We start from the raw sequence: 19,926 nt of genomic DNA, 5'->3' as shown, positions 1-19,926 counted from the left end.
GAATAGGATGCTTGTTGGAAATGTTAAGAAAATATCGTACAGGAATATGAGAATATCGAAACACAGTAAAGCCTGACTTTTCTTATATAGTTACATTTCAGCTGTCATACATCACAGCAATCTTATAAAGCCGGTTCTTCAGCTCCTGCCGGATATGCAAAGGCTTTAGGCATTCGCATTTATCACCAAAGCCAAGCAGAATATCATAATAGTATTCATTTTCAATAAAAGGGAAATGAACGATGTAGTGCTGGGGGCCATCCATGGTACACGCCTCATAGGTACAATAATCAAGTATTCTGTCAAGAATAGATGCATGTATACGAAGCTCGACTTCTATCTGCATGGCTGTCAGCATATCTGTGATATCCAGCTGCGGCTTTTGGTTTCTTCTGGGTGCATATACTTCCTCCAGAATGTGCAAATCTAATGTTCTGGATAATCTGAATAAACGGAAATCATTTCGTTCCAGACAATAGCCCTGCCAATACCAGCGGCTATTTTTTAAAACAAGCTGATATGGTTCAGCTTTGCGTACGGTTATCTTACCATGATGACCGATATAGGTAAACGCCAGCAGCTTTCGTTCCTGCAATGCCGTTTTGATAATCTCTAAATGCGGCTGTATACTGCTGTTCCCCATCCACGGACTCTGATCAATTCGTATCTGATTCGTTTTAATTTCAATATCCTTTGCTTTTTCAGCTGGTATAAAGCTCTTGACTTTTGTAAGGGTATGGATAAGCTCATCCGTTTGAATCATACCGGACAGGCTGGAAAGACCCATTAGAATTGTGGAAAGGTCAGTCGTGGAAAAGACTTTATTGTCAACCTTATATTTTGGCATAATTTCAAAGCCGCCTCCCACACCGGATATGGAGCGAATGGGAATGCCTGCCAGATCTATAGCATCAATGTCGCGGTAGATGGTTCGCAGGGATACTTCAAACATATCTGCCAGGCTTTGTGCGCTAATCCGCTTTTTGTCAAGCAGTACCATTATTATACTAATCAGTCTGTCAATCTTCATAAAACATCCACCCTTCAAAATTTCTTCCTTTTATTATAGATTGCTGCCATATAGCTGTCAACAATCACATGGTATACTGGTATCATAGAAAGGAGTAGAGCTATGATGAAGAATAAAGCCCTGGTAATCATTGATATCCAAAAGGATATAACAAAGAATTATAAGGATGTCATTGACAATATTAACAAAGCTATTGATTGGGCAGACCGTACAGCTATACCTGTGGTTTACATACGACATGAAAACCTGTCTGCCGGATCCAGAACGTTTTTACCCGATAGCAAAGGTGCTGAGCTTGCCTCTGATTTGCACGTGGTTTCAAATTATATTTTTACAAAGCATAAGGGAAATGCTTTAAGCAGTGAGGCGTTTACAAGATTTATCAAGGAAAATGAAATCAGTGATTTTTATTTGGCAGGAGCAGACGCGGCAGCCTGTGTGAAATCCACCTGTTATAATTTGCGAAAAGCTAATTATGACGTTCATGTTCTGGCGGATTGTATTACCAGCTATAATAAAAGAAAAATTGATGAAATGCTGCAGTATTATGAAAGCAAGGGGAGTGAAATTATCAGTTTGGATGCCCTGCCTGTAATGTGACGATTTATTTATCTTGAGTATATAGCTCTCCCTGATACAATGATTTACGGTATACAGGGAGAATTTTTTATCAGAAAGGCTTTTATATAAAGACTGTCGACAGCAGGCCCCTAATTAAGCAGTTGTCCATAGTCTGATAGTATCGGGGTATGTGCTGAAGAAGCTCATGCTCTTTTTATATAGAAAAAACGTCCCGTACGGGACGTATCATTTTTTATGGCGGAGAGCATGAGATTCGAACTCACGGTAGCTTTCACTACGCCACCTTTCCAAGATGGTGCCTTAAACCGCTCGGCCAACTCTCCAAGGTTACCTCTATTATTTTACTTATTTTCAAGGAAATGTCAACAACAAATTGTATATTTTTCGCTATTTTTTTAGCTGACGATACACAGTTAAGGGTAGGAAATATCCAGCGCATAGAAAGCAGTGCTTGGAAAACGCGATAAGAATACTATCATCACTGCATATGACTGTTCTTCGTTGAACCAGAGAAGGTCTATGACGATATATTTTTGCGCAAAGGAATCGGCGGCTGATAGCAGCAATAACAAGCAGATGTACTTTTTCCTATCGCTTATAAAAAAACGGAGTCATGCTGCCATAAAAAAACCAAACGCCGTTAGCTGGCCTTTGGTCAAGTGTTATTGATCCTGCAGAATATTGAGATTGGCGCTTAGTTGCTTCTGCAGCTGATCATTCTTACTGCTAACCAACCACGCATCCTTTTCTTTTTTTAACTGTACCGTAACGGTCGTTGTTTTCATCGTATCTGTTTTTTGCAGGCTTTCAAACAGAATAGTCGCTATAGCAGCCTCTGTATCGGCATCACTGACATCCTTTTTGCTTAATTCCTGCACCTTCTTCTCAGCTTTCTCCATTCCGGTCTTCAGACTGTTTGAAAAATCATACTGCTTGATTTCCACCTGGACGCTTGCCTGATCGTCCTGTATAGATTCATTGCCCTCCTTATGTTCAAAATACATCATTTTCTCAAATGCCTGCTTCTGCAGCTTTTTATCTACGTTATCCATATAATCGCTGTCTTCAATGGAAAATGCTTTTCTGTCAAACTCTTTCCAGTCAGAGGAAGCAACGAGAGCTTCACTGTCCTGATTCTGGATTCCATTGAGAAAGGCAGTAACGGTTTCCGCAGGGGAACGCGGTGTTTCTTTATCTGTACAGCCTGACAATACACAGATACAGGCCAGCGTAAGCAGTGCTATCCATTTTTTCATATCAGTACCTCCACACGCTTTTATTGTATCACAGCTTGCGTATTTTGAATACGAACGGAAGAAAATATAAAAAAATCGAAAAAATTGTAAAATTTTTAGGATTTGTGCATTTACACATCGTATAGATATAGTGTAAGGAGGTGTTTTATCCTTTCCTGTCGAATGAGGTATGTGTCATATGCAGGCAGCATATGGTTAGGGTGAGGTGATGCAGGTGGAAAACAAACGGCTTATTGTGCTGTTCGGCATTCTGTTTTCAGTAGTGTTCTGTCTGATTTATTATGTATTATTTTCATTTACACTCGGAAAAGCAGGGGATGGTAAGCGTACCCTGTATATGAACCAGGTCGGTCTGTATGAAAAGGCGGCAAGTGTGAAGGATATGCAGGAAAAGCTGGAAAAGGAAGGACTGAAAAGCTATACGCTGAAGCAGGAAAAGCTGACAGCGGTTGTCTGTGGGGTAAGTACGGATGAAAAGGAAAGCCAGCAGGTGCAGCAGAAGCTGAAAAAGCTGAAATACAGCTATATCCCCAAAAATGTAACCATAGAGAATACTGCTGTTGTCGAGCTCATTGATGAACAGGCATATGACAAGGCGCTGGAAAGGATTGGAAAATGAAGGTAAAGGAATTAAACAAAGAGGAACGTCCCAGAGAAAAGGCGCTGCAGCATGGGATTGCGGCACTCTCTAACCGGGAGCTGCTGGCACTGGTTTTGCGCAGCGGTACCCGTTCTATGTCGGCATTGGAGCTGGCGGATGAGGTAATGAAAAAATGGAATACCATGGGGGATTTGGGGAAGGCGAATATGCAGGAGCTGATGGGACTTTCCGGAATCAAGGAGGCGAAGGCGATTTCGCTGTCGGCAGCCTTTGAGCTGGGTCGCAGGATAGCCTTTGACGATGTATTGCATGCCCCCGGTATTCATCATCCCAAGGATATTATGGAATGGATCAATCAGCAGATCGGCTATGAGCAGCAGGAGCATTTTCTGGTCTTGTTTCTCAATCAGAAAAACCAGCTGATCGCAAGTCGTGTGATGTTTGTAGGAACCCTGACCAACGCCAGTGTGCATCCCCGCGAGATTTTCAAGGAGGCAATGCAGCTTGGCTGTGCAAAGATTTTGTGTGTACACAATCATCCCTCCGGAGATCCTCAGCCATCCAGTGCAGATATCTCTTTAACCAAGAGCATTGAGGAGTGTGGTGTCATGACCGCGATTCCATTGATCGATCATATCATCGTCAGCCGCAATACATATTTCAGCTTTGCACAAAAGGGAATGCTGCAGCCTGGATTTTCCTAAAGTTTTCTTAAGATTTTGACAAAAGCCAGATTGTCATTGAACTATTTTTCTTTCCCCTATATAATATATGGGAAACATTTAAGAAATAGGTGAGCGTATGTCAAAATTGAATCGTTTTCAAAAAATTATCTTAGGCGTTATCACGTTCTTTGTGATCATCGGTATCCTTTTAAAGAGCATAAGCGGCTCTGTAACGAGTAATATCGGCTATGACGGCATTACCATGCTGAAATATGCGCTGATCGATTACCCGGCACAGACGGTGAAAAACCTGTTTACTGATTTTGCGAACCTATGGAGCGTGAAGGAGGAAAATGACCGGCTGCGCTATGAGCTAAGTAAAAATCCATCCTATAAGGCACTTTATATTGATGCTAAACAAAAGAATGCAGAGCTGGAGGATGCCCTGCGTATCAAGACGAGTGATGATAAGTATGAGCGCAGGTGGGCAGAGGTCATTTTACGTGACCAGGCAACCTGGAACAATGAAGTCACCATAAATAAAGGAAGCAAGGAAGGCATTAAGGTTGGCATGGCAGTGGAAAGCACGGATGGCATGGTAGGAAAAATCAAGAGTGTTTCCTCTCATACAAGTGTCGTCAAGTTGCTGACCAGTGAGGACAAACTGAATTCCGCTTCTATCAAGATATTGCTGGATGAAAAGAAAAGCTCTCTTGGTGTCTTACAGAGCTATGATGTCAAGCGCGGCTGTTATATTGTCTTGCTGTTTGATGACAGCAGTGAAATCAAAAAGGGAATGCAGGTCGTAACGAGCGGTAAGGGCGGCGGCTATCCAAGTGGACTGCTGATCGGTACCGTAGACAGCGTGCAGGCCCTTTCCAATCAGACAGGACAGACGATTTATGTCCGTCCAATCGATGATTTTCAGACCTTCTCTGTTGTCAGCATCATCGGTGAAAAGGGAGATGAGTAAGCATGGCGCATATCGTCTTTGTCATTATCTGCTTTCTGATCGATGAAATTCTCACAGTGATTTTTCCCAACAGCTATCTGATCAACGATCTGCTGTTTATTCCAAATCTAGGCTTCTGTGCAATGGTGCTGACCATCCGTAAATTCAGCTTTCTCGATTCCTGCCTGTTTGCCTTTGGCTGCGGCATGATCTATGACTTCTGTTTCGCAAATACCTTTTTGATCTATGCCATCATCTTCACCATCGTCGCATGTCTTTTGCAGCTTTGGAGCAAGCATATGACGGAAACGATGATTGAATCGCTGGTTCTCTGTATTGTGACAATATTCGTCAAGGATCTTCTGATATACTGCTATATGAACTTTCAAAGAATTACCAGTATGTCGCTGATGCTGTGGGCGGAGCGTTATGAGCTTATGACACTGCTTGCCAATGCGATTCTCGTTATGGTTATCGTATTCCTCATTCGTATCAAGGACGACTATCTGGAAATGAAAGCACTCCGTATACGAAAAGGGGAAAAGGTAGAATGGTTCAGATTAAAATCAAAGGAATAAATGACGCCTATCATATTTATGCGCAGTATGACGATGCTGCTGCATTTTTCCAACAGCTAAGAGAAAGACTCAACTTCTGTCACAACAAAAACGGACAGTATTTTGAGGCTTTTTTTCATATTGACGGCATGAAGCCCCAGCATGTACAGGAGCTATTCCACCTGTGTGCGGACTGCCATACGCTGATTGCCGGCATCAACGCACTGCCGCAGGAGAAAAACAGGCGCATTCTGGAAGAGGATTTAAGAGGCGGCGAGCATTATCGCTTCCATGAACCGCTGTTGCTGCTGGGCAGCATCCGCAAGCAGGCATTTGTGACCAGCAGTGAATCGCTGTATGTCCTGGGCAGTGTGCAGGGAAGTGTGGATCTGCTGCATGAGGACTGCGTGCTGTGTGCCTCTCGCATGGATGGAAATGTGCGGATTTGTGATACACATTTCCAAAATATGACATCCTTTGCGCCCTGTAAAGTCTATTATGAGTGCAGACATTTGGAAATGAAGAAATATAAGGAGGAGAGAATGTGGGAGAGGCAATAGCAATTACTTCCGGAAAAGGCGGCGTTGGAAAAAGCAGCGTCTGTATCAATATCGGCATGGTTCTGGCGCAGAAGGGCTATAAGGTCTGTCTGATCGACGTGGATCTGGGATTGAAAAACCTGGATGTTATGCTGGGATTGGAAAATCGTGTTATCTATGACCTGAAGGATGTGATGGAGGGACGCTGTACCCTTGCAAATGCGATGATCCGGGATAAGCGGCAGGAAAATCTGTATCTGCTTCCGGCATGTAAAACCATACATATTCAGTATTTTCACGGCGAGGATTTAAAAATCGTTGTGGATGAGCTGAAAACTCAGTTTGATTATATCCTGCTGGATACACCAGCAGGAATCGAAAGCGGCTTTGTGCATTCGATTGCCTGTGTGAAGAAAGCAGTGGTTGTAACGACGCTGGATGTCACGGCTCTGCAGGATGCAGACCGGATTATCGGTATCCTCATGAAAGAGGGGATGGAGCATATCTCCTTTATCGTCAACCGCATGAATGTACATCATATGGAGCGCGGAATCAGTGTATCTCTGGAGGAAGCCAAGCAGTGGCTGTCCATAGACTTTCTGGGCTATGTCTTCGATGATGAAAACATGCTGCGCTCCAACAATCACGGCAAGCCGGTTGCCCTGCAGCGGGATACGCAGACCTACAGCTGCTTTGATTGTATCGTGAAGCGTATGCTGGGACAGCGCTGTCCCCTGCCGAAATATCGTGAAAAGAAATTCCTGCAGAAGCTGTTTGGGTAACACCCACGCTTCTCTGGTTTTTTTTTCGCCATCATGGTAGAATAGAGAAGTGAAAGTATGGTGGCGTTATGTTAAAAAAACTATTTAAAAGAATAGATCAGCGATTTTCCATCTATACGCTGTGCAAGGTGATCTGTGTGCTTCTGATTTTGTTTCTGTTAATCAAAACACAGGTCGTGTGGGGAAGCTGGGCAGGAATACTGCGTTCCGTTATGCAGCCGTTCGTCATCGGCTTTGTGCTGGCTTATGTTATGCATCCGCTTGTGGAATTTCTGGAGAAAAAGGGCATTTCGAAAAATTTCTCCATTATCGCCTTGTGGGTCTGTGTACTGGTGTTTCTGATTGTCATGCTGGTTATGCTGATGCCGGTGCTGTATGATAAAATCAATGAATTTATGACAAGCATGATTGACGGTGTTGTATGGATATCCAACAAAATCAAGACACTGGGGAATATGAAGGATTTCTCTTTGGTAAACAGCATCACCAATAACATTGTAAATATGCTGCAATCCTATGATGACTGGGTGCCGCAGCTTGTTTCCAGCCTGCCGGGACTGATGAATACGGTGCTGAACATGGTGACCAATATTCTGTTTTCCATTATTATTGCGATTTATATGCTGTTTGATTTTGACAGGATCAAGCTGGGATTGCGAAAATTTATCCATCTGTTTTTTAAAAACAGCGATGTATATCTGCATGAAATCGATCAGAATGTCACGGTGTATCTGAAATCCCTGATTATTCTGATGCTGATTAAATTTGTGGAATACAGTGCGTTTTACTTCATGATCGGGCATCAGGACTGGCTGATTATCGGCTTGCTGACCTCCTTTGGTGTCATCATCCCCTATCTGGGTGGTACGATTGCCAACAGCATTGGTATTATAACCGCACTGACACTGCCGCCGAGCAATATCGTTGCGCTGATCATCGGTATTATGATTCTGTCCAATGTGGATGCTTATGTCATTTCACCGCTGGTACATGAAAAGCGCAGTGCAATGGGGCCGCTTGTGACCCTGTTTGCTGTTTTTGCTGGCGGAGTGATTTCCGGCGCTGTGGGAATCATGGTCAGTGTACCGGCAGCTATTGCCATCAAAACCATGATGGAGGTTTATGAGAAAAGAAACGACCGCAAGCTGTATGGAAATGCAGTGGAAGCGGATGATGAGGTCGTGCAGTAGCACAGAGTACATATTGGATGTCCGCCATCTCCTGCTGTTAATATTGATAACAGTATACTGGCTGCAGCACGTATGCATGGAAAGTCCTGTACATAAGAGAGCCTTGTATCGCAGGCTGTATAGAACGCACACATAACAATTAAGGATGTATCCGCAGGGGAAGGAAGTATCGGATAGATCCTTTTTTTACAGCTGAATGATGGTTGCTGTCTATCCCCGGGAAAATGTGTATGGAAAGCCGGAGGATGCTTCTAATCAAGCCTTCATCTGCATATAGTGTTAGCAGGAGGGATGATATGGACGATTTAAGAAGAGTAAGAAAACGCATCAGAGGCCGCAGATTTGGCGGGGCAGGAGCAGGAGAACAGAAGCAGCGTCCGTTCATCCTGTTTCGTATGTTCTATCATATGGTAATGCTCATGATGTGTATCTGTGTCGTCGTACTGGCTCTGCTGCTCAATCAGAAGCTGAATCTGGTGAAAATGCCGGCTGTTATCCAACAATTCAAGCTGGAAGATCTGGGGAGCTGGCTGCCCTTTGAGAACTGGTTTTCCTTAAAGGATACACCGGTCAGTACATCTTCGGCATATACACTGCTGAAGGATGATCACTATTCCAACGGCACCAATCAGGCAACCAGCGGCTTTGCAGGTGTCGTGCTTCATGTACAGAAGCAGGCGGATGGTAAAAGCATGGTCAGTATCAAGCAGGACAATGGCGTTGTTGTGAATTACGGACATCTCAATGATGTGAAGGTGAACCAGGATGACCGTATTCTCAAGGAGGCTGTGATTGGTACCGTTGACAGCTATGTTACGATTACGGCCTTAAAGGATAATGAGAAAATTAAGGTAAGCGATGCATTTTCGTAATCTGCACGTACGGATTTCCCTGCTCTGGCTGCCGTATCTGCTTTTGCTCCCCTATCTGAGAGTAGCCAGACTGATTGGATGGATTTTTACCATGCTGACACTTCATGAGATGGCACATATTGCATGTGCCATTCTCTTTCGTTATCCGATTGAAAAGGTAACGGTGTATCCCTTTGGACTGGCCGCAACCATATCACATATCGGACATGGCTCACTGATAAAGGAGGTCATCATCATTTCCGCCGGGCCGTTGATGCATGTTGTATTTCCGACGCTGTTTCGTTTTTTGGTATGGAAGGGCATTTTGTCTGTTGCCTTTGCCTCCTATCTGCATACGATCAATGCCTCAATTTTAATGTTTAATCTGCTGCCGATCTTCCCGCTGGATGGGGGACGCCTGCTGCAGACCTTTTTTCACTGCTTTCTGCATTACCGGCAGGCAGAACGCGCCATGCTGCTCTGCTCGCTTCTTACTATGGTGGCTGTTCTACATTACCATCTGCTGCAGGGTGCCAGTGCATGGGTCGTTTTGCTGTTCCTTCTGCTTCAGATCGTTCTGTCCTGGCGCTCGCTTCCACTGACACAGCTGCAGTTTTATCATTACCGCCGGCTGCATCCTGTATCGTATGAGCCTATTCTAAATGATTCCCTTGATCTGTATCGGGGACGTAGAAATATATTGAAATACAAAAGGGGCTGGATTGAGGAACAGGATTGGCTGAAGCATAAATTTGGCGATGAGAAAAAAAGTAGGCGTCCCTAAAGAAAATATGCTATACTCATAGAGTGTGATACAACCGATTACGCGATGTCTAATCCCACAAAGGATACTGGATTCACAGGGAGCTTTTTCTAAAGAATACTGCATTCATAAAACATTCCTGCAGATTCTATTAGCTACCGGGCTCCTTACCTTCAGGATCTTACGAACGGATACATGAACTACAGGTCACATTTTCACAGGACACTGTACCGGGATTGGATATCATGTTATAATATTGCTTAGGGAGGCAGGCTCTATGAAGATAAAGTTATTTCTTGTTTCTATTCTGGCGCTGGTTCTTGTCAGCGGCTGTGAAGAGAAAAAGCCAAGCATCGCCACAACCGTATATCCTGTCCAATATCTGGTCAAAAGAATTGGCGGTGAAGATGTAACGGTAACAAACATTACAGAAAATACAATGATACAGCGTGCGCAGATCAAAGCCAGCTTTAAGGATACCCTGGAGGACAGCGATGCACTGTTTTATATTGGCGGGCTGGAGCCATATATGGATCTGTATGTGGATGATATCCGAAATACCGGTGTGGATATGGTGGATCTTGCGACTAAAAGTGCGATTTATAAATTTGAACGCTATACCTCAACGACGATTGACGGCGTGACTGCCGGAACTGAAGGCCCGTATTATGAGGGAGAGGAATTCGCCAATCTGGATACCTATGACGCTGATCCCATGCTGTGGATGGATCCGGTGGCCATGACCAGTATGGCAAGTGATATTCGTGACTATCTGGTACAGAAATATCCTCAGTATAAGGATATCTTCGATGAAAACTATGATGCGGTGGAGCTTGATCTGGCTCGGCTGGATGCCGATTTTCAGGCCATCCCCGACGGAAAGATGAGCATCAGCTTTGTATCGATGACACCTTCCTTTGGAAACTGGCAGAAATCCTATGGAATTAAGGTATATCCGGTAACCTTGTCCAAATACGGGGCACTGCCGACAAGCGACCAGCTGGCGGCGATTAAAAAACGCATTAAGAGCGACCATGTCCGCTATATCGCAATCGAGCAGAATCTGCCGGACGATATGAAAAAGCTGCAGCAGCAGCTGATTGATGAGCTGGCACTGATTCCGGTGAATCTGAACAATCTATCCAGTATCACCAGTGCGGATCAAAAAGCAAGCAAGGATTATCTGACCATTATGTATGACAATCTGAAAGCACTGGAATCTATAGCATCCTAAAGGTCATAACCAGACCTTTTTCTTTTGAGAAGAGAAAATAATCAGGCATCCTTCTTCTAAGAAGCAAAAACTGTGGTAAAATAAGAACGTATGGAGGAACCCCGATGAAAAAACTTTTACTGATTGATGGAAATTCCATGCTGTTTCGCGCTTACTACGCGACAGTATATGGAAGAATGATGAAAACGAGCAATGGTATACCAACCAATGCAGTATATGGCTTTATTACGATGATCAACAAGGCGTTGTCCATGGTGGAGCCGGATGCAGTGCTGGTCGCATGGGATGCAGGCAAGCCGACCTTCCGCCATGAGACGTATACAGAATATAAGGGTACCAGAAAAGAGCTGGATCAGGAGCTGATCGTACAGTTTCCGATTGCCAGAGAATTCCTGGATGCCTATGGTATGAAGCGCTATGAATGTGAGGGTATCGAAGCGGATGATATTATCGGAAGCATGGCGAAAAAGTATCCGGATGTGGAAATACATATCTTATCCAGTGACCGCGATCTGCTGCAGCTGATCGATCCGACGACGGATGTCTATCTAATGAAAAAGGGCATCACGGAGATGGAGGTCATGGATGAAGCGAAGCTGAAGGAAGCTATGGGAATCGTACCTTCTCAGATTATTGATTTAAAGGCGCTGATGGGGGATACTGCAGATAATATACCGGGTGTAAAGGGCATCGGAGAAAAAACGGCCTTAAAGCTGCTGAGTGAATATGAAACCGTGGATAATGTGTATGCACATATTGATGAAATCAAGGGCAAGCTGAGGGAAAAGCTGGAAACGGATAAGGAAAAGGCGTTTCTTTCCAAGTATCTTGCGACCATAAAGGTGGATGCGGAAATACCACTTCCCTTTGAAGCTATGCTGTTACAGGAGCCGACTGAGGCGCTGCATGATTTCTTTGTGAAGTATGAAATGAAAAGCTTTGTAAAGGATACAATGGACACACGGGAAGTGAAAAAGGAAGGCAGCCGCAGCGTTGTCAAGCAGATATCATCCAAGCTTCTGCAGGATGGAGCCCTCGTTTATGCAAATGTGGATAATGAAAGCTATTACGATGCTGTGCTGTATGGCTTTGCCGTCAGTCTCAAGGAGCAAACAGAATATATTGAGCTGCAGGATGCACTCGCTGATACTCGCTTTCTTGCATGGCTGAAGGAAGAAAACGGCAAGGCGGTGTATGATGCGAAAAACTTCTATCATGCCCTGCATAAAAACGGAATTGAATTCGCTGATGTAAAGTTTGATGTCATGATTGCAGCATTTCTAGTGGATGGCACACTGTCGGATTATGATAAGCTGGCAGAAAAATATCAGTTTGACCGCAGTCTGCTGAAGGATAATGTATTCGGCAAAAAGGGGAAGGGCAAGCTGGTGGACCTTGATGAGGCGGCACGCTATGCGATGCTGCAGGCTGATCATTTACAGGATCTGGTCAGTGAGCTGGATGCTTCCTTGAAGGAAATGGAAATGAAGGAGCTGTTTGATACAATAGAAATGCCGCTGACCCATGTATTATATGCAATGGAAAAAGAAGGGGTCGTGACCAGTCTTTCCACGCTGGATGAAATAGCCAGAGCAACGAGCGATAAAATCGATACGCTGAGTGCACAGATCTATGAAATGGCTGGGATGGAATTCAATATCAATTCCCCCAAGCAGTTGGCACAGATTTTATACGATGAGCTGGGCTTAAAAGCCGGAAAGAAACGAAGCACTGCAGCGGATGTGCTGGAAAAACTCGCAAAGCAGCATCCGATCATCCCCTTGCTGCTGGAGCATCGCAAGTATCAGAAAATATATTCCACCTATGCAGTCGGCTTGAGTAAGCATGTGCTGAAGGATGGAAAAATACATACGATTTTTAATCAGATTCAGACGCAGACCGGACGCTTGTCCTCCTCCGAACCAAATCTGCAAAATATATCTGTACGGGATGAGGAAGGTAAGGAAATCCGTAAGGCGTTTGTCGCAAGTGAGGGACATGTCCTGTTATCTGCGGATTATTCCCAGATTGAGCTGCGGATGCTGGCACACATGGCGGATGAGGAAGTGATGATCGATGCCTTTAATCACGGTATTGACATTCATACGAAAACCGCAATGCAGATTTTTGATGTGGATCATGACAGTGTTGATGCGAATATGCGTAGAAGTGCCAAAACGGTCAATTTCGGAATTGTATACGGACAAAGCGATTTCGGACTCAGTGAGCAACTGGGGATTTCTCGAAAGGAAGCACATGCCTTCATTGATAAATACTTCGCATCCTACCCGAACATTAAGAGCTTCATGGATTCTACCATTCAATTCTGTGAGGAAAACGGCTATGTGAAAACACTGTTTAACCGCCGCCGCTATATCAAGGAAATCAGTGATAAGAATTATATGATGCGGGAATTTGGAAAACGTGCTGCCATGAATGCACCAATCCAGGGAAGTGCTGCCGATCTGATTAAGCTGGCCATGATTCAAATTTTTGAAAGAATGCGCAGGGAACAGGTGAAATCCCGCATGATTCTGCAGATTCATGATGAGCTTATTTTCGATGTCTGGGAGGATGAGCTGGAACAGATGAAGAGCATTGTAGAGGAAGGCATGCAGCAAGCGATGACGCTGCGTGTGCCATTGATTGCCGAGGCGAATATCGGCAAGAGCTGGTATGAGGCAAAGTAGGTGAGAATATGCCGGAGCTTCCAGAGGTAGAAACGGTTGTCAGAACACTGGAGCATCAATTGGATCATGTTACGATTACTGGATGCTATGTGTTTTGGGATAATATTATAGCGTATCCGGATGTAAAAGCTTTCTGTGATACGATCACGGGAAAAACGATACAGGGGTATCACCGTCATGGAAAATATATGCGCTTTGACCTTGGGGATGTGGAATGGATCTGTCATATGCGCATGGAGGGAAAGTTTTATGTGCAGCAGCCAGAGGATGCGTACGATAAGCATGTGCATGTAATTTTAAAGCTGAGTGACGGCCGCCAGCTGCGTTATCATGATACCAGGAAATTTGGAAAGATGTATTTATATGAGAAGCAAAAGGATTATGCCGCATATCCATGCTTTCAGCATATCGGCTATGATGCCTTTGATGAGCGGATCACAGCCGACTGGCTGTATAAAAAGCTGCATAAGAAAAAAACAGCATTAAAGGCAGTATTGCTGGATCAGTCCATCATTGCCGGGATTGGTAATATATATGCGGATGAAATCTGCTTTGCCATGCGTATGCATCCGGAAACGATGATCAATCATCTGCGGAAAAGGGATTTTGAAGAGCTGATTTTTCATATCCGCCGCATTTTAAGCGGTGCGATACGGGCGGGGGGAACAACGATTCGCTCCTATACCTCCCAGCTTGGAGTGGATGGCCGTTTTCAGCTGAAGCTGAAGGTGCATGCGAAGAAAGGAGAGCCATGTCCGGTATGTGCAACGACAATAAAGAAAATCGTTGTTACGACACGGGGAACGTGTTTCTGCCCGACATGCCAGAGAAGAAAATGAAAACAGTTGGTCTCAGCGGTGTGATGGGCGCCGGAAAATCAAGTGTGATTGAAATTTTACAGGCAGAGGGAATCACAGTACTGGATTGTGATGCGATCAATGCGCAGCTGCTTCAGAAAGGGGAAGCCGGATATAATGCTTTAGTGGATTTGTTTTCGGACAGCCTGCTGAATACAGATGGAAGCATCAATACGCAGTATATGAGTAACCTGATTTTCAGTGATCCGGTAAAGAAGCAGCAGGCAGAGGGTATTTTGCATCCATTGATCAAGCAGCGTATTTTACAGGAGGTTGCCCGGCATGCGCAGGAAGCACTTGTCGTGGTGGAGGTGCCTTTGCTGTTTGAGGTACACTGGGAGGATGCCTTTGATGAAATTTGGGTGGTGGCCTGTGATGAAGAGCTGCTGTTGCACAGACTGTCGCAGTACCGCCGTATTCCAAAGGAGGAGGCGCTGCGCCGTTTGCAGCACCAGCTGCCCCAGCAAGAAAAAATCGAGAAGGCGGATGTTGTTTTTTACAATAATGGAGATAAAGAAAGTCTGAAAAGACAGATTTGTGATATACTGAACGTAAAGAGGCAGTCGAGGTGAGTGTGTGAAAAAAGAGGATAAATGCCGCATAGAGGTACAGGGGGAAATGACAGCGGAGCGCTATGCTTCCTTACATATGCTGTACACTCCTCTGATTGGAGCTGATGCGGCTGCACTGTATCACACGCTGGTCAGCATTGGTACCCGACATCAGAAAATCCGTAATCATATTCTGATACAAACCATCAGCCGGCTAAGCATGGAGCATATGGAAAAAAGCAGACATGTGCTGGAGCAGTATCTGCTTGTGAAAACCTTTTACGATGCAGCTAAAAACAGCTATCTTTATCAGGTGTTTATGCCAAAGGACGGCAATGAGTTTCTGCGACATGAGGTGTTTGGTCGTTTGTATCTGAAGGAAATGGGAAAGGATGTCTATGAGTTCAATAAGCTGTGCTTTGCCAAGCCGTATGAGGATAAAACCGCATATCAGGAAATCACCATTCCGTTTGTGAATATTTTAAAGGAGGACTGGCAGGACAGTCAGGAGGAAGCCTTCCGCAAGCTGAAGCCCCAGCAGGATGTACTGCATCAAAACGATATCCCGCTCAGCTTCAATTACGACCGCTTTTTAACCGGTCTGCCGCAGATGGTGTTTCCCTCCACCGCACGCAATGAGAAAAATCTTCGTATCATCGGTGAGCTGGCAACGATACACGGCATTGATGAAATTACCATGCGCAAGCTGGTATCCCAGAGTATGAATCTGAAAACCAATGAACTCAATGTTGAGCAGTTAAAGAAAAAGGTACGAAATTCCAAATCCGATTACAAGCCGGAGGAAGCAAAAGATCCGTATCGTCTACCGCCTGTGCGCTTTTTACAGAACCTCCAGCATGGCGTAGAGGTCAGCCGCAGCGACAAGTATCTGATTGAAGCCCTGATTTCCGATTTCAAAATGAAGCCGGAGGTTGTCAATGTATTGATTGAGTATGTGTTGAAAATGAAGAATCAGCAATTTCCTAAGGCGTATGTTGAGAAGGTTGCCAGTACATGGGTGCGTCTGGAAATTGATACGAGTGAAAAGGCTCTGGCACAGATTCAGCAGGAGGCAGACGGAAAGACAGGCCGCACAAAGGCCGTACAGAAAAAGGAGCTGCCATCCTGGTATCATAATCAGGATGAGGTAAGCGTGGATGTGGAAGATTACGATGAGGATGAGCTGATGCGTGATCTTCAGGAATTGTGAGGTGAATAAATGGAGAAGGTGTCATTTGCATTCGCACTGAGCGAGGAGCAGAAAAAGATCAAGGAAGCACTTGTTGCACAGCTTATGAAAAACGGGCATGTGCTCACCTGGCTGAAGCAGCATGAGCTGGACGAAGCCTTTGTCTATGATCACAGCGGAAAGCTTGCGGACTGGACAGCTGTCATGGAAAAGTGTGACAACTGCAAGGGCCTTGATTTCTGCCGTCAGCCAAAGCGCGGGGAGCGTATTGATCTATACCTGGATGGCATGCTGATGAATCAGGTATCGCACTGTACATACTATAAGGAACAGCAGCAGGCGTATGCGCATCGCCGCTTTTATAAGCAGATGGATATGCTGGAGCATTATTTGCTGGTGGATATCAAGGCTATCGATTTGAAATCGGAAAGTCCGGAATATAAAGCGGCTTATCAGAAAATCGTAAAGGTTTTAAAGGATAAAAATCAGACAAAGGGTGTATACTTATGGGGGAAGCCAGGAGCTGGGAAAAGCTGGCTGGCAGCAGCTATGTGCAACTATTATGCACAAAAAGAAAAAAGCGTTGCGTTTGTCAATGTCCCGAAGCTGATGGCGGATTTGAAGCTGCTGTTTCATGAACCGGATATCATGGAGGCAAAGCTGCGCAGCATCCGCAATACCGAGGTCGTCGTATTTGATGATATCGGCGGAGAGAGTGTCACGGCATGGAGCCGGGATGATATTCTGCTTCCTTTAATGGATGCGCGTATGGAGAAGCGCCGCCTTACAATATTTACGAGTAATTATTCTATGGAGGAGCTGAAGCAGCGCCTGTGTGCATCTGCTAGTAAAAGCAGTGAGCCGGTAGCGGCTGAGCGGCTGCTGGAACGGATCCGCGCCCTGTCTTGTGAAATTTTTATAAAAGGCGAAACAAGACGAAAATAATGCTAGTAAAAATTGTAATATAATGTTATCATAGTAACCGTGAATGGAGGAATTTTTATGGTAAAACGTATTGGTGTTCTTACTTCCGGTGGAGATGCACCTGGAATGAATGCTGCAATTCGCGCCGTCACAAGGGTTGCACTCAACAGTGGAATCGAGGTCTTTGGTATTTATGATGGATACAAGGGCATGGTGGAAGGCTATATCGAGCCTTTGACAAAAGCCAGCGTCGGTGAGATCATCGACCGCGGCGGAACGATTCTTGGGTCTGCCCGACTTCCCGAATTTAAGGATATTGAAGTGCGTAATAAAGCAGTTCAGCAGTTAAAAAAACGTGGAATTGAGGCTATCGTAGTCATTGGCGGTGATGGTTCTTACCGTGGTGCGCTGGCACTGACAGAAATGGGAATCAACTGTATCGGATTGCCGGGTACCATTGATAACGACATCACATGTACAGACTTTACGATAGGGTTTGATACAGCTCTGACAACAATCGTGGAGGCAGTCGATAAGTTGAGGGATACATCAAGCTCTCATCATCGCTGTTCGATTGTGGAGGTTATGGGAAACCGCTGCGGAGACCTGGCAATCTGGTCGGGAATTGCGTGCGGTGCTGAAATCGTTATTACATCCTCTACAGGCTTTGAGGAAGGTGAAGTGCTGGAGAGACTGCGTGATTTTGATTTGATTAAAAAGAAGCGTCATGCAATTGTAGTGATTTCAGAAAAGATTACAGATGTTCACCAATTTGCCAAAAAGGTAAGCTTAAATACTGGATTTTCAGGTAGAGCCACGGTGCTAGGCCACGTTCAGCGTGGAGGATCACCGACACCGACAGATCGAGTATTGGCATCCCGTATGGGAGAAAAAGCGGTGGACCTGCTGATGCAGGGTGTAGGAGGCCAGTGTGTCAGCATCAAGGACAACCAGATTGTAGCAGTGCCGATTGAAGAAGCATTGAATATGCCAAGAGAGTCCCGCAAGAGATTGCAGAATCTATTCGACAGACTGGTATAGCAGGTTGTTCCCGCAGTATTTATTAGGTAATTAGGAAAGGAAATTAACATGTTAGCAAACAGAAAAACTAAGATTATTTGTACGATTGGCCCTGCTTCCGAAAGCAAGGAAATGATGATGAAGCTCGTCGAAAACGGAATGAATATCATCCGTTTAAATTTCTCCCACGGAGATTTTGAAGAACACGGAAACCGTATTAAAAATATTCGTGAGGTCGTGAAGGAAACAGGGAAGAATATCGCTATTCTGCTTGATACAAAAGGCCCGGAGGTACGTCTGGGTGAGTTTGAAAACGGTGTTGAGGAGTATGAAAAGGGCGATGTTGTAACAATCGTTCGTGAGAAAATATTAGGAACACATGAAAAGTTCCATATTCAGTGTCCAGAAGTATTCGATGATGTTGAAGTTGGCGGAACGATTCTGATTGACGATGGAAAGATGCGTCTGACTATCCTGGAAAAAAGAGACGGCGAGTTAAAGTGCCGGATTGAAAACCCGGGACAGTTAAAGAGCAAGAAAGGCTGTAACCTGCCGGGTGTCAAGCTGAGTATGCCGTTTATTTCACCAAAGGATGATGCGGATATTCGTTTCGGATGTCAGATGGGTGTGGATTATATCGCAGCATCCTTCACAAGAAGAAAAGAGGATATTCTTGCCATTCGTAAGATTTTAAGAGAAGAAGGTAAACCGGATATTCAGATTATTCCAAAGATTGAAAACCAGGAAGGGTTTGATAATCTGGAGGAAATTCTGGAGGTGGCTGATGGAGTCATGGTTGCCCGTGGTGATCTTGGTGTCGATGTTTCCTTTGAGCTGGTACCGATCTACCAGAAGAAAATCATTAAAACAGCAAATGCAATGGGAAAACCTGTTGTTACTGCTACACATATGCTGGAGTCTATGCAGGGAAATCCAAGACCGACACGTGCTGAGGCAAGTGATGTTGCCAACGCTGTGCTGGATGGAACGGATGCTATCATGCTGAGTGGAGAGTCCGCAGCCGGACTGTATCCAATCGAAGCTGTTCAGACGATGGATCGTATCGCAAAAGCGATGGAGCCTACTATTCCATTCAGAGAACGTCTGAAGGCAAGCATTAAGACAAGCCAGAGAACGAAGAATGATGCTATCGCTATTTCTGTAGCAGATACAGCAATGGCGCTGGATGTTGCTGCCGTCATCGCGTTTACGCAGAGCGGTACTACTGCAAGAAGAATTTCCAAATTCCGTCCGGAAGCACCGGTTATCGCTGTTACCTTTGATGAAAAGACACAGCGTTCTCTTGCTATGAACTGGGGTGTAACGACTGTTTTATCCGAGGTCGCAAACAATCAGAACAACGAGTGTGAGCTCGCTAGAGCAATCGCTAAGGAAATGGGTATCAAGGTTGGTGAAACGATTATTATCGTTGCCGGTTATCCTGTAGGAAATGGTGCTACCAACACGATGAAAATTATCGAGGTTAAATAAGCGGATCAGGGCATGAGGAATCATGCTCTTTTTTTGCGTCCATCCTGCATTATTTTTGCGTGAAAATTGCATGAGGTTTGCATTGGATTCCATGGTATTATACTAATGTAAAGAATTGGAGGTGAACATGAAGCAGTCATGTTTTTTTCTTTTTAGAAGGGAGGTTGTAAAGAATAAAAGAGATATTGCGTCCTGCAAAATT

20 protein-coding genes and 1 tRNA gene are annotated in these 19,926 nt (G+C 44.7%); 18 read left to right on the top strand and 3 right to left on the bottom strand.

From position 1 onward, the window contains the following. Window positions 1-97: 97 nt before the first annotated feature. Window positions 98-1,030, bottom strand: coding sequence for a WYL domain-containing protein (locus tag GKZ87_12860; GenBank protein ID QSI26317.1), 933 nt, complete (start codon window positions 1,028-1,030; stop codon window positions 98-100). A gap of 105 nt (window positions 1,031-1,135) precedes the next feature. Here GKZ87_12860 and GKZ87_12855 point away from each other — a divergent pair, with 105 nt between their 5' ends. Continuing rightward, window positions 1,136-1,630: an isochorismatase family protein gene (locus GKZ87_12855; GenBank protein QSI27960.1), complete on the top strand. Its 495-nt coding sequence runs from the start codon at window positions 1,136-1,138 to the stop codon at window positions 1,628-1,630. A gap of 217 nt (window positions 1,631-1,847) precedes the next feature. On the opposite strand, the gene GKZ87_12850 is transcribed toward GKZ87_12855, so the two are convergent. Further along, window positions 1,848-1,935: transfer RNA gene (locus tag GKZ87_12850), tRNA-Ser, on the bottom strand. A gap of 339 nt (window positions 1,936-2,274) precedes the next feature. Continuing rightward, window positions 2,275-2,868: a hypothetical protein gene (locus tag GKZ87_12845; protein ID QSI26316.1), complete on the bottom strand. Its 594-nt coding sequence runs from the start codon at window positions 2,866-2,868 to the stop codon at window positions 2,275-2,277. A 208-nt stretch (window positions 2,869-3,076) separates the two neighbouring features. On the opposite strand from GKZ87_12845, the gene GKZ87_12840 reads away from it, so the two are divergent. The 17 genes from GKZ87_12840 to pyk all read left to right on the top strand — a co-directional run bounded on the left by GKZ87_12840 (window position 3,077) and on the right by pyk (window position 19,724). Beyond that, the gene (locus GKZ87_12840; GenBank protein ID QSI26315.1) at window positions 3,077-3,487 is read left to right on the top strand and encodes an SPOR domain-containing protein; all 411 of its coding nucleotides are present in this window, start codon (window positions 3,077-3,079) and stop codon (window positions 3,485-3,487) included. Next, window positions 3,484-4,173, top strand: coding sequence for a DNA repair protein RadC (gene radC, locus GKZ87_12835; GenBank protein QSI26314.1), 690 nt, complete (start codon window positions 3,484-3,486; stop codon window positions 4,171-4,173). The genes GKZ87_12840 and radC overlap by 4 nt, the downstream gene beginning before the upstream one ends. A 97-nt stretch (window positions 4,174-4,270) precedes the next feature. Then, window positions 4,271-5,107, top strand: a complete 837-nt coding sequence (gene mreC, locus GKZ87_12830) for a rod shape-determining protein MreC (protein QSI26313.1) — start codon at window positions 4,271-4,273, stop codon at window positions 5,105-5,107. 2 nt (window positions 5,108-5,109) lie between these two features. Further along, complete coding sequence (locus GKZ87_12825) at window positions 5,110-5,664, top strand: rod shape-determining protein MreD (GenBank protein ID QSI26312.1); 555 nt, start codon at window positions 5,110-5,112, stop codon at window positions 5,662-5,664. Further along, entirely contained in the window at window positions 5,637-6,203 is a 567-nt protein-coding gene (locus tag GKZ87_12820; GenBank protein QSI26311.1) for a hypothetical protein, read from the top strand. Before GKZ87_12825 ends, GKZ87_12820 begins: the two co-directional genes overlap by 28 nt. Beyond that, window positions 6,188-6,964 (top strand): septum site-determining protein MinD, encoded by a 777-nt coding sequence (gene minD / locus GKZ87_12815; GenBank protein ID QSI26310.1) that lies wholly within the window; start codon window positions 6,188-6,190, stop codon window positions 6,962-6,964. The genes GKZ87_12820 and minD overlap by 16 nt, the downstream gene beginning before the upstream one ends. A gap of 68 nt (window positions 6,965-7,032) precedes the next feature. Beyond that, complete coding sequence (locus GKZ87_12810) at window positions 7,033-8,154, top strand: AI-2E family transporter (GenBank protein ID QSI26309.1); 1,122 nt, start codon at window positions 7,033-7,035, stop codon at window positions 8,152-8,154. A 296-nt stretch (window positions 8,155-8,450) separates the two neighbouring features. Beyond that, complete coding sequence (locus tag GKZ87_12805; protein QSI26308.1) at window positions 8,451-9,026, top strand: peptidoglycan DD-metalloendopeptidase family protein; 576 nt, start codon at window positions 8,451-8,453, stop codon at window positions 9,024-9,026. Continuing rightward, on the top strand, window positions 9,013-9,789 hold the full coding sequence (locus tag GKZ87_12800; GenBank protein ID QSI26307.1) for a stage IV sporulation protein FB: 777 nt from the start codon (window positions 9,013-9,015) through the stop codon (window positions 9,787-9,789). Before GKZ87_12805 ends, GKZ87_12800 begins: the two co-directional genes overlap by 14 nt. Before the next feature lie 256 nt (window positions 9,790-10,045). Continuing rightward, window positions 10,046-11,002 carry a zinc ABC transporter substrate-binding protein gene (locus GKZ87_12795; GenBank protein QSI26306.1) on the top strand — a complete coding sequence of 319 codons (957 nt, stop codon included), beginning with the start codon at window positions 10,046-10,048 and terminating at the stop codon, window positions 11,000-11,002. 104 nt (window positions 11,003-11,106) lie between these two features. After that, complete coding sequence (polA, locus tag GKZ87_12790; protein ID QSI26305.1) at window positions 11,107-13,692, top strand: DNA polymerase I; 2,586 nt, start codon at window positions 11,107-11,109, stop codon at window positions 13,690-13,692. A gap of 8 nt (window positions 13,693-13,700) precedes the next feature. Continuing rightward, window positions 13,701-14,531 carry a DNA-formamidopyrimidine glycosylase gene (gene mutM / locus GKZ87_12785; protein QSI26304.1) on the top strand — a complete coding sequence of 277 codons (831 nt, stop codon included), beginning with the start codon at window positions 13,701-13,703 and terminating at the stop codon, window positions 14,529-14,531. Further along, a complete protein-coding gene (locus tag GKZ87_12780; protein QSI27959.1) occupies window positions 14,528-15,121 on the top strand; it encodes a dephospho-CoA kinase in 594 nt (197 codons plus the stop codon). Before mutM ends, GKZ87_12780 begins: the two co-directional genes overlap by 4 nt. Before the next feature lie 46 nt (window positions 15,122-15,167). Then, the gene (locus tag GKZ87_12775) at window positions 15,168-16,310 is read left to right on the top strand and encodes a DNA replication protein DnaD (protein QSI27958.1); all 1,143 of its coding nucleotides are present in this window, start codon (window positions 15,168-15,170) and stop codon (window positions 16,308-16,310) included. 9 nt (window positions 16,311-16,319) lie between these two features. Then, window positions 16,320-17,234 carry a cell division protein ZapE gene (gene zapE / locus GKZ87_12770; protein QSI26303.1) on the top strand — a complete coding sequence of 305 codons (915 nt, stop codon included), beginning with the start codon at window positions 16,320-16,322 and terminating at the stop codon, window positions 17,232-17,234. Window positions 17,235-17,291: 57 nt separating this feature from the next. After that, complete coding sequence (gene pfkA, locus GKZ87_12765) at window positions 17,292-18,254, top strand: 6-phosphofructokinase (GenBank protein ID QSI26302.1); 963 nt, start codon at window positions 17,292-17,294, stop codon at window positions 18,252-18,254. Between the two features lie 48 nt (window positions 18,255-18,302). Continuing rightward, window positions 18,303-19,724: a pyruvate kinase gene (gene pyk, locus GKZ87_12760; protein QSI26301.1), complete on the top strand. Its 1,422-nt coding sequence runs from the start codon at window positions 18,303-18,305 to the stop codon at window positions 19,722-19,724. Window positions 19,725-19,926: the final 202 nt, after the last annotated feature.

The sequence above is a fragment of the Erysipelotrichaceae bacterium 66202529 genome (assembly GCA_017161075.1).
In the GTDB taxonomy this organism is placed as follows: domain Bacteria; phylum Bacillota_I; class Bacilli_A; order Erysipelotrichales; family Erysipelotrichaceae; genus Clostridium_AQ.
The sequence above is the reverse complement of the archived record's forward strand: the minus strand, read 5'-3'. Positions and strand labels throughout refer to the sequence as shown.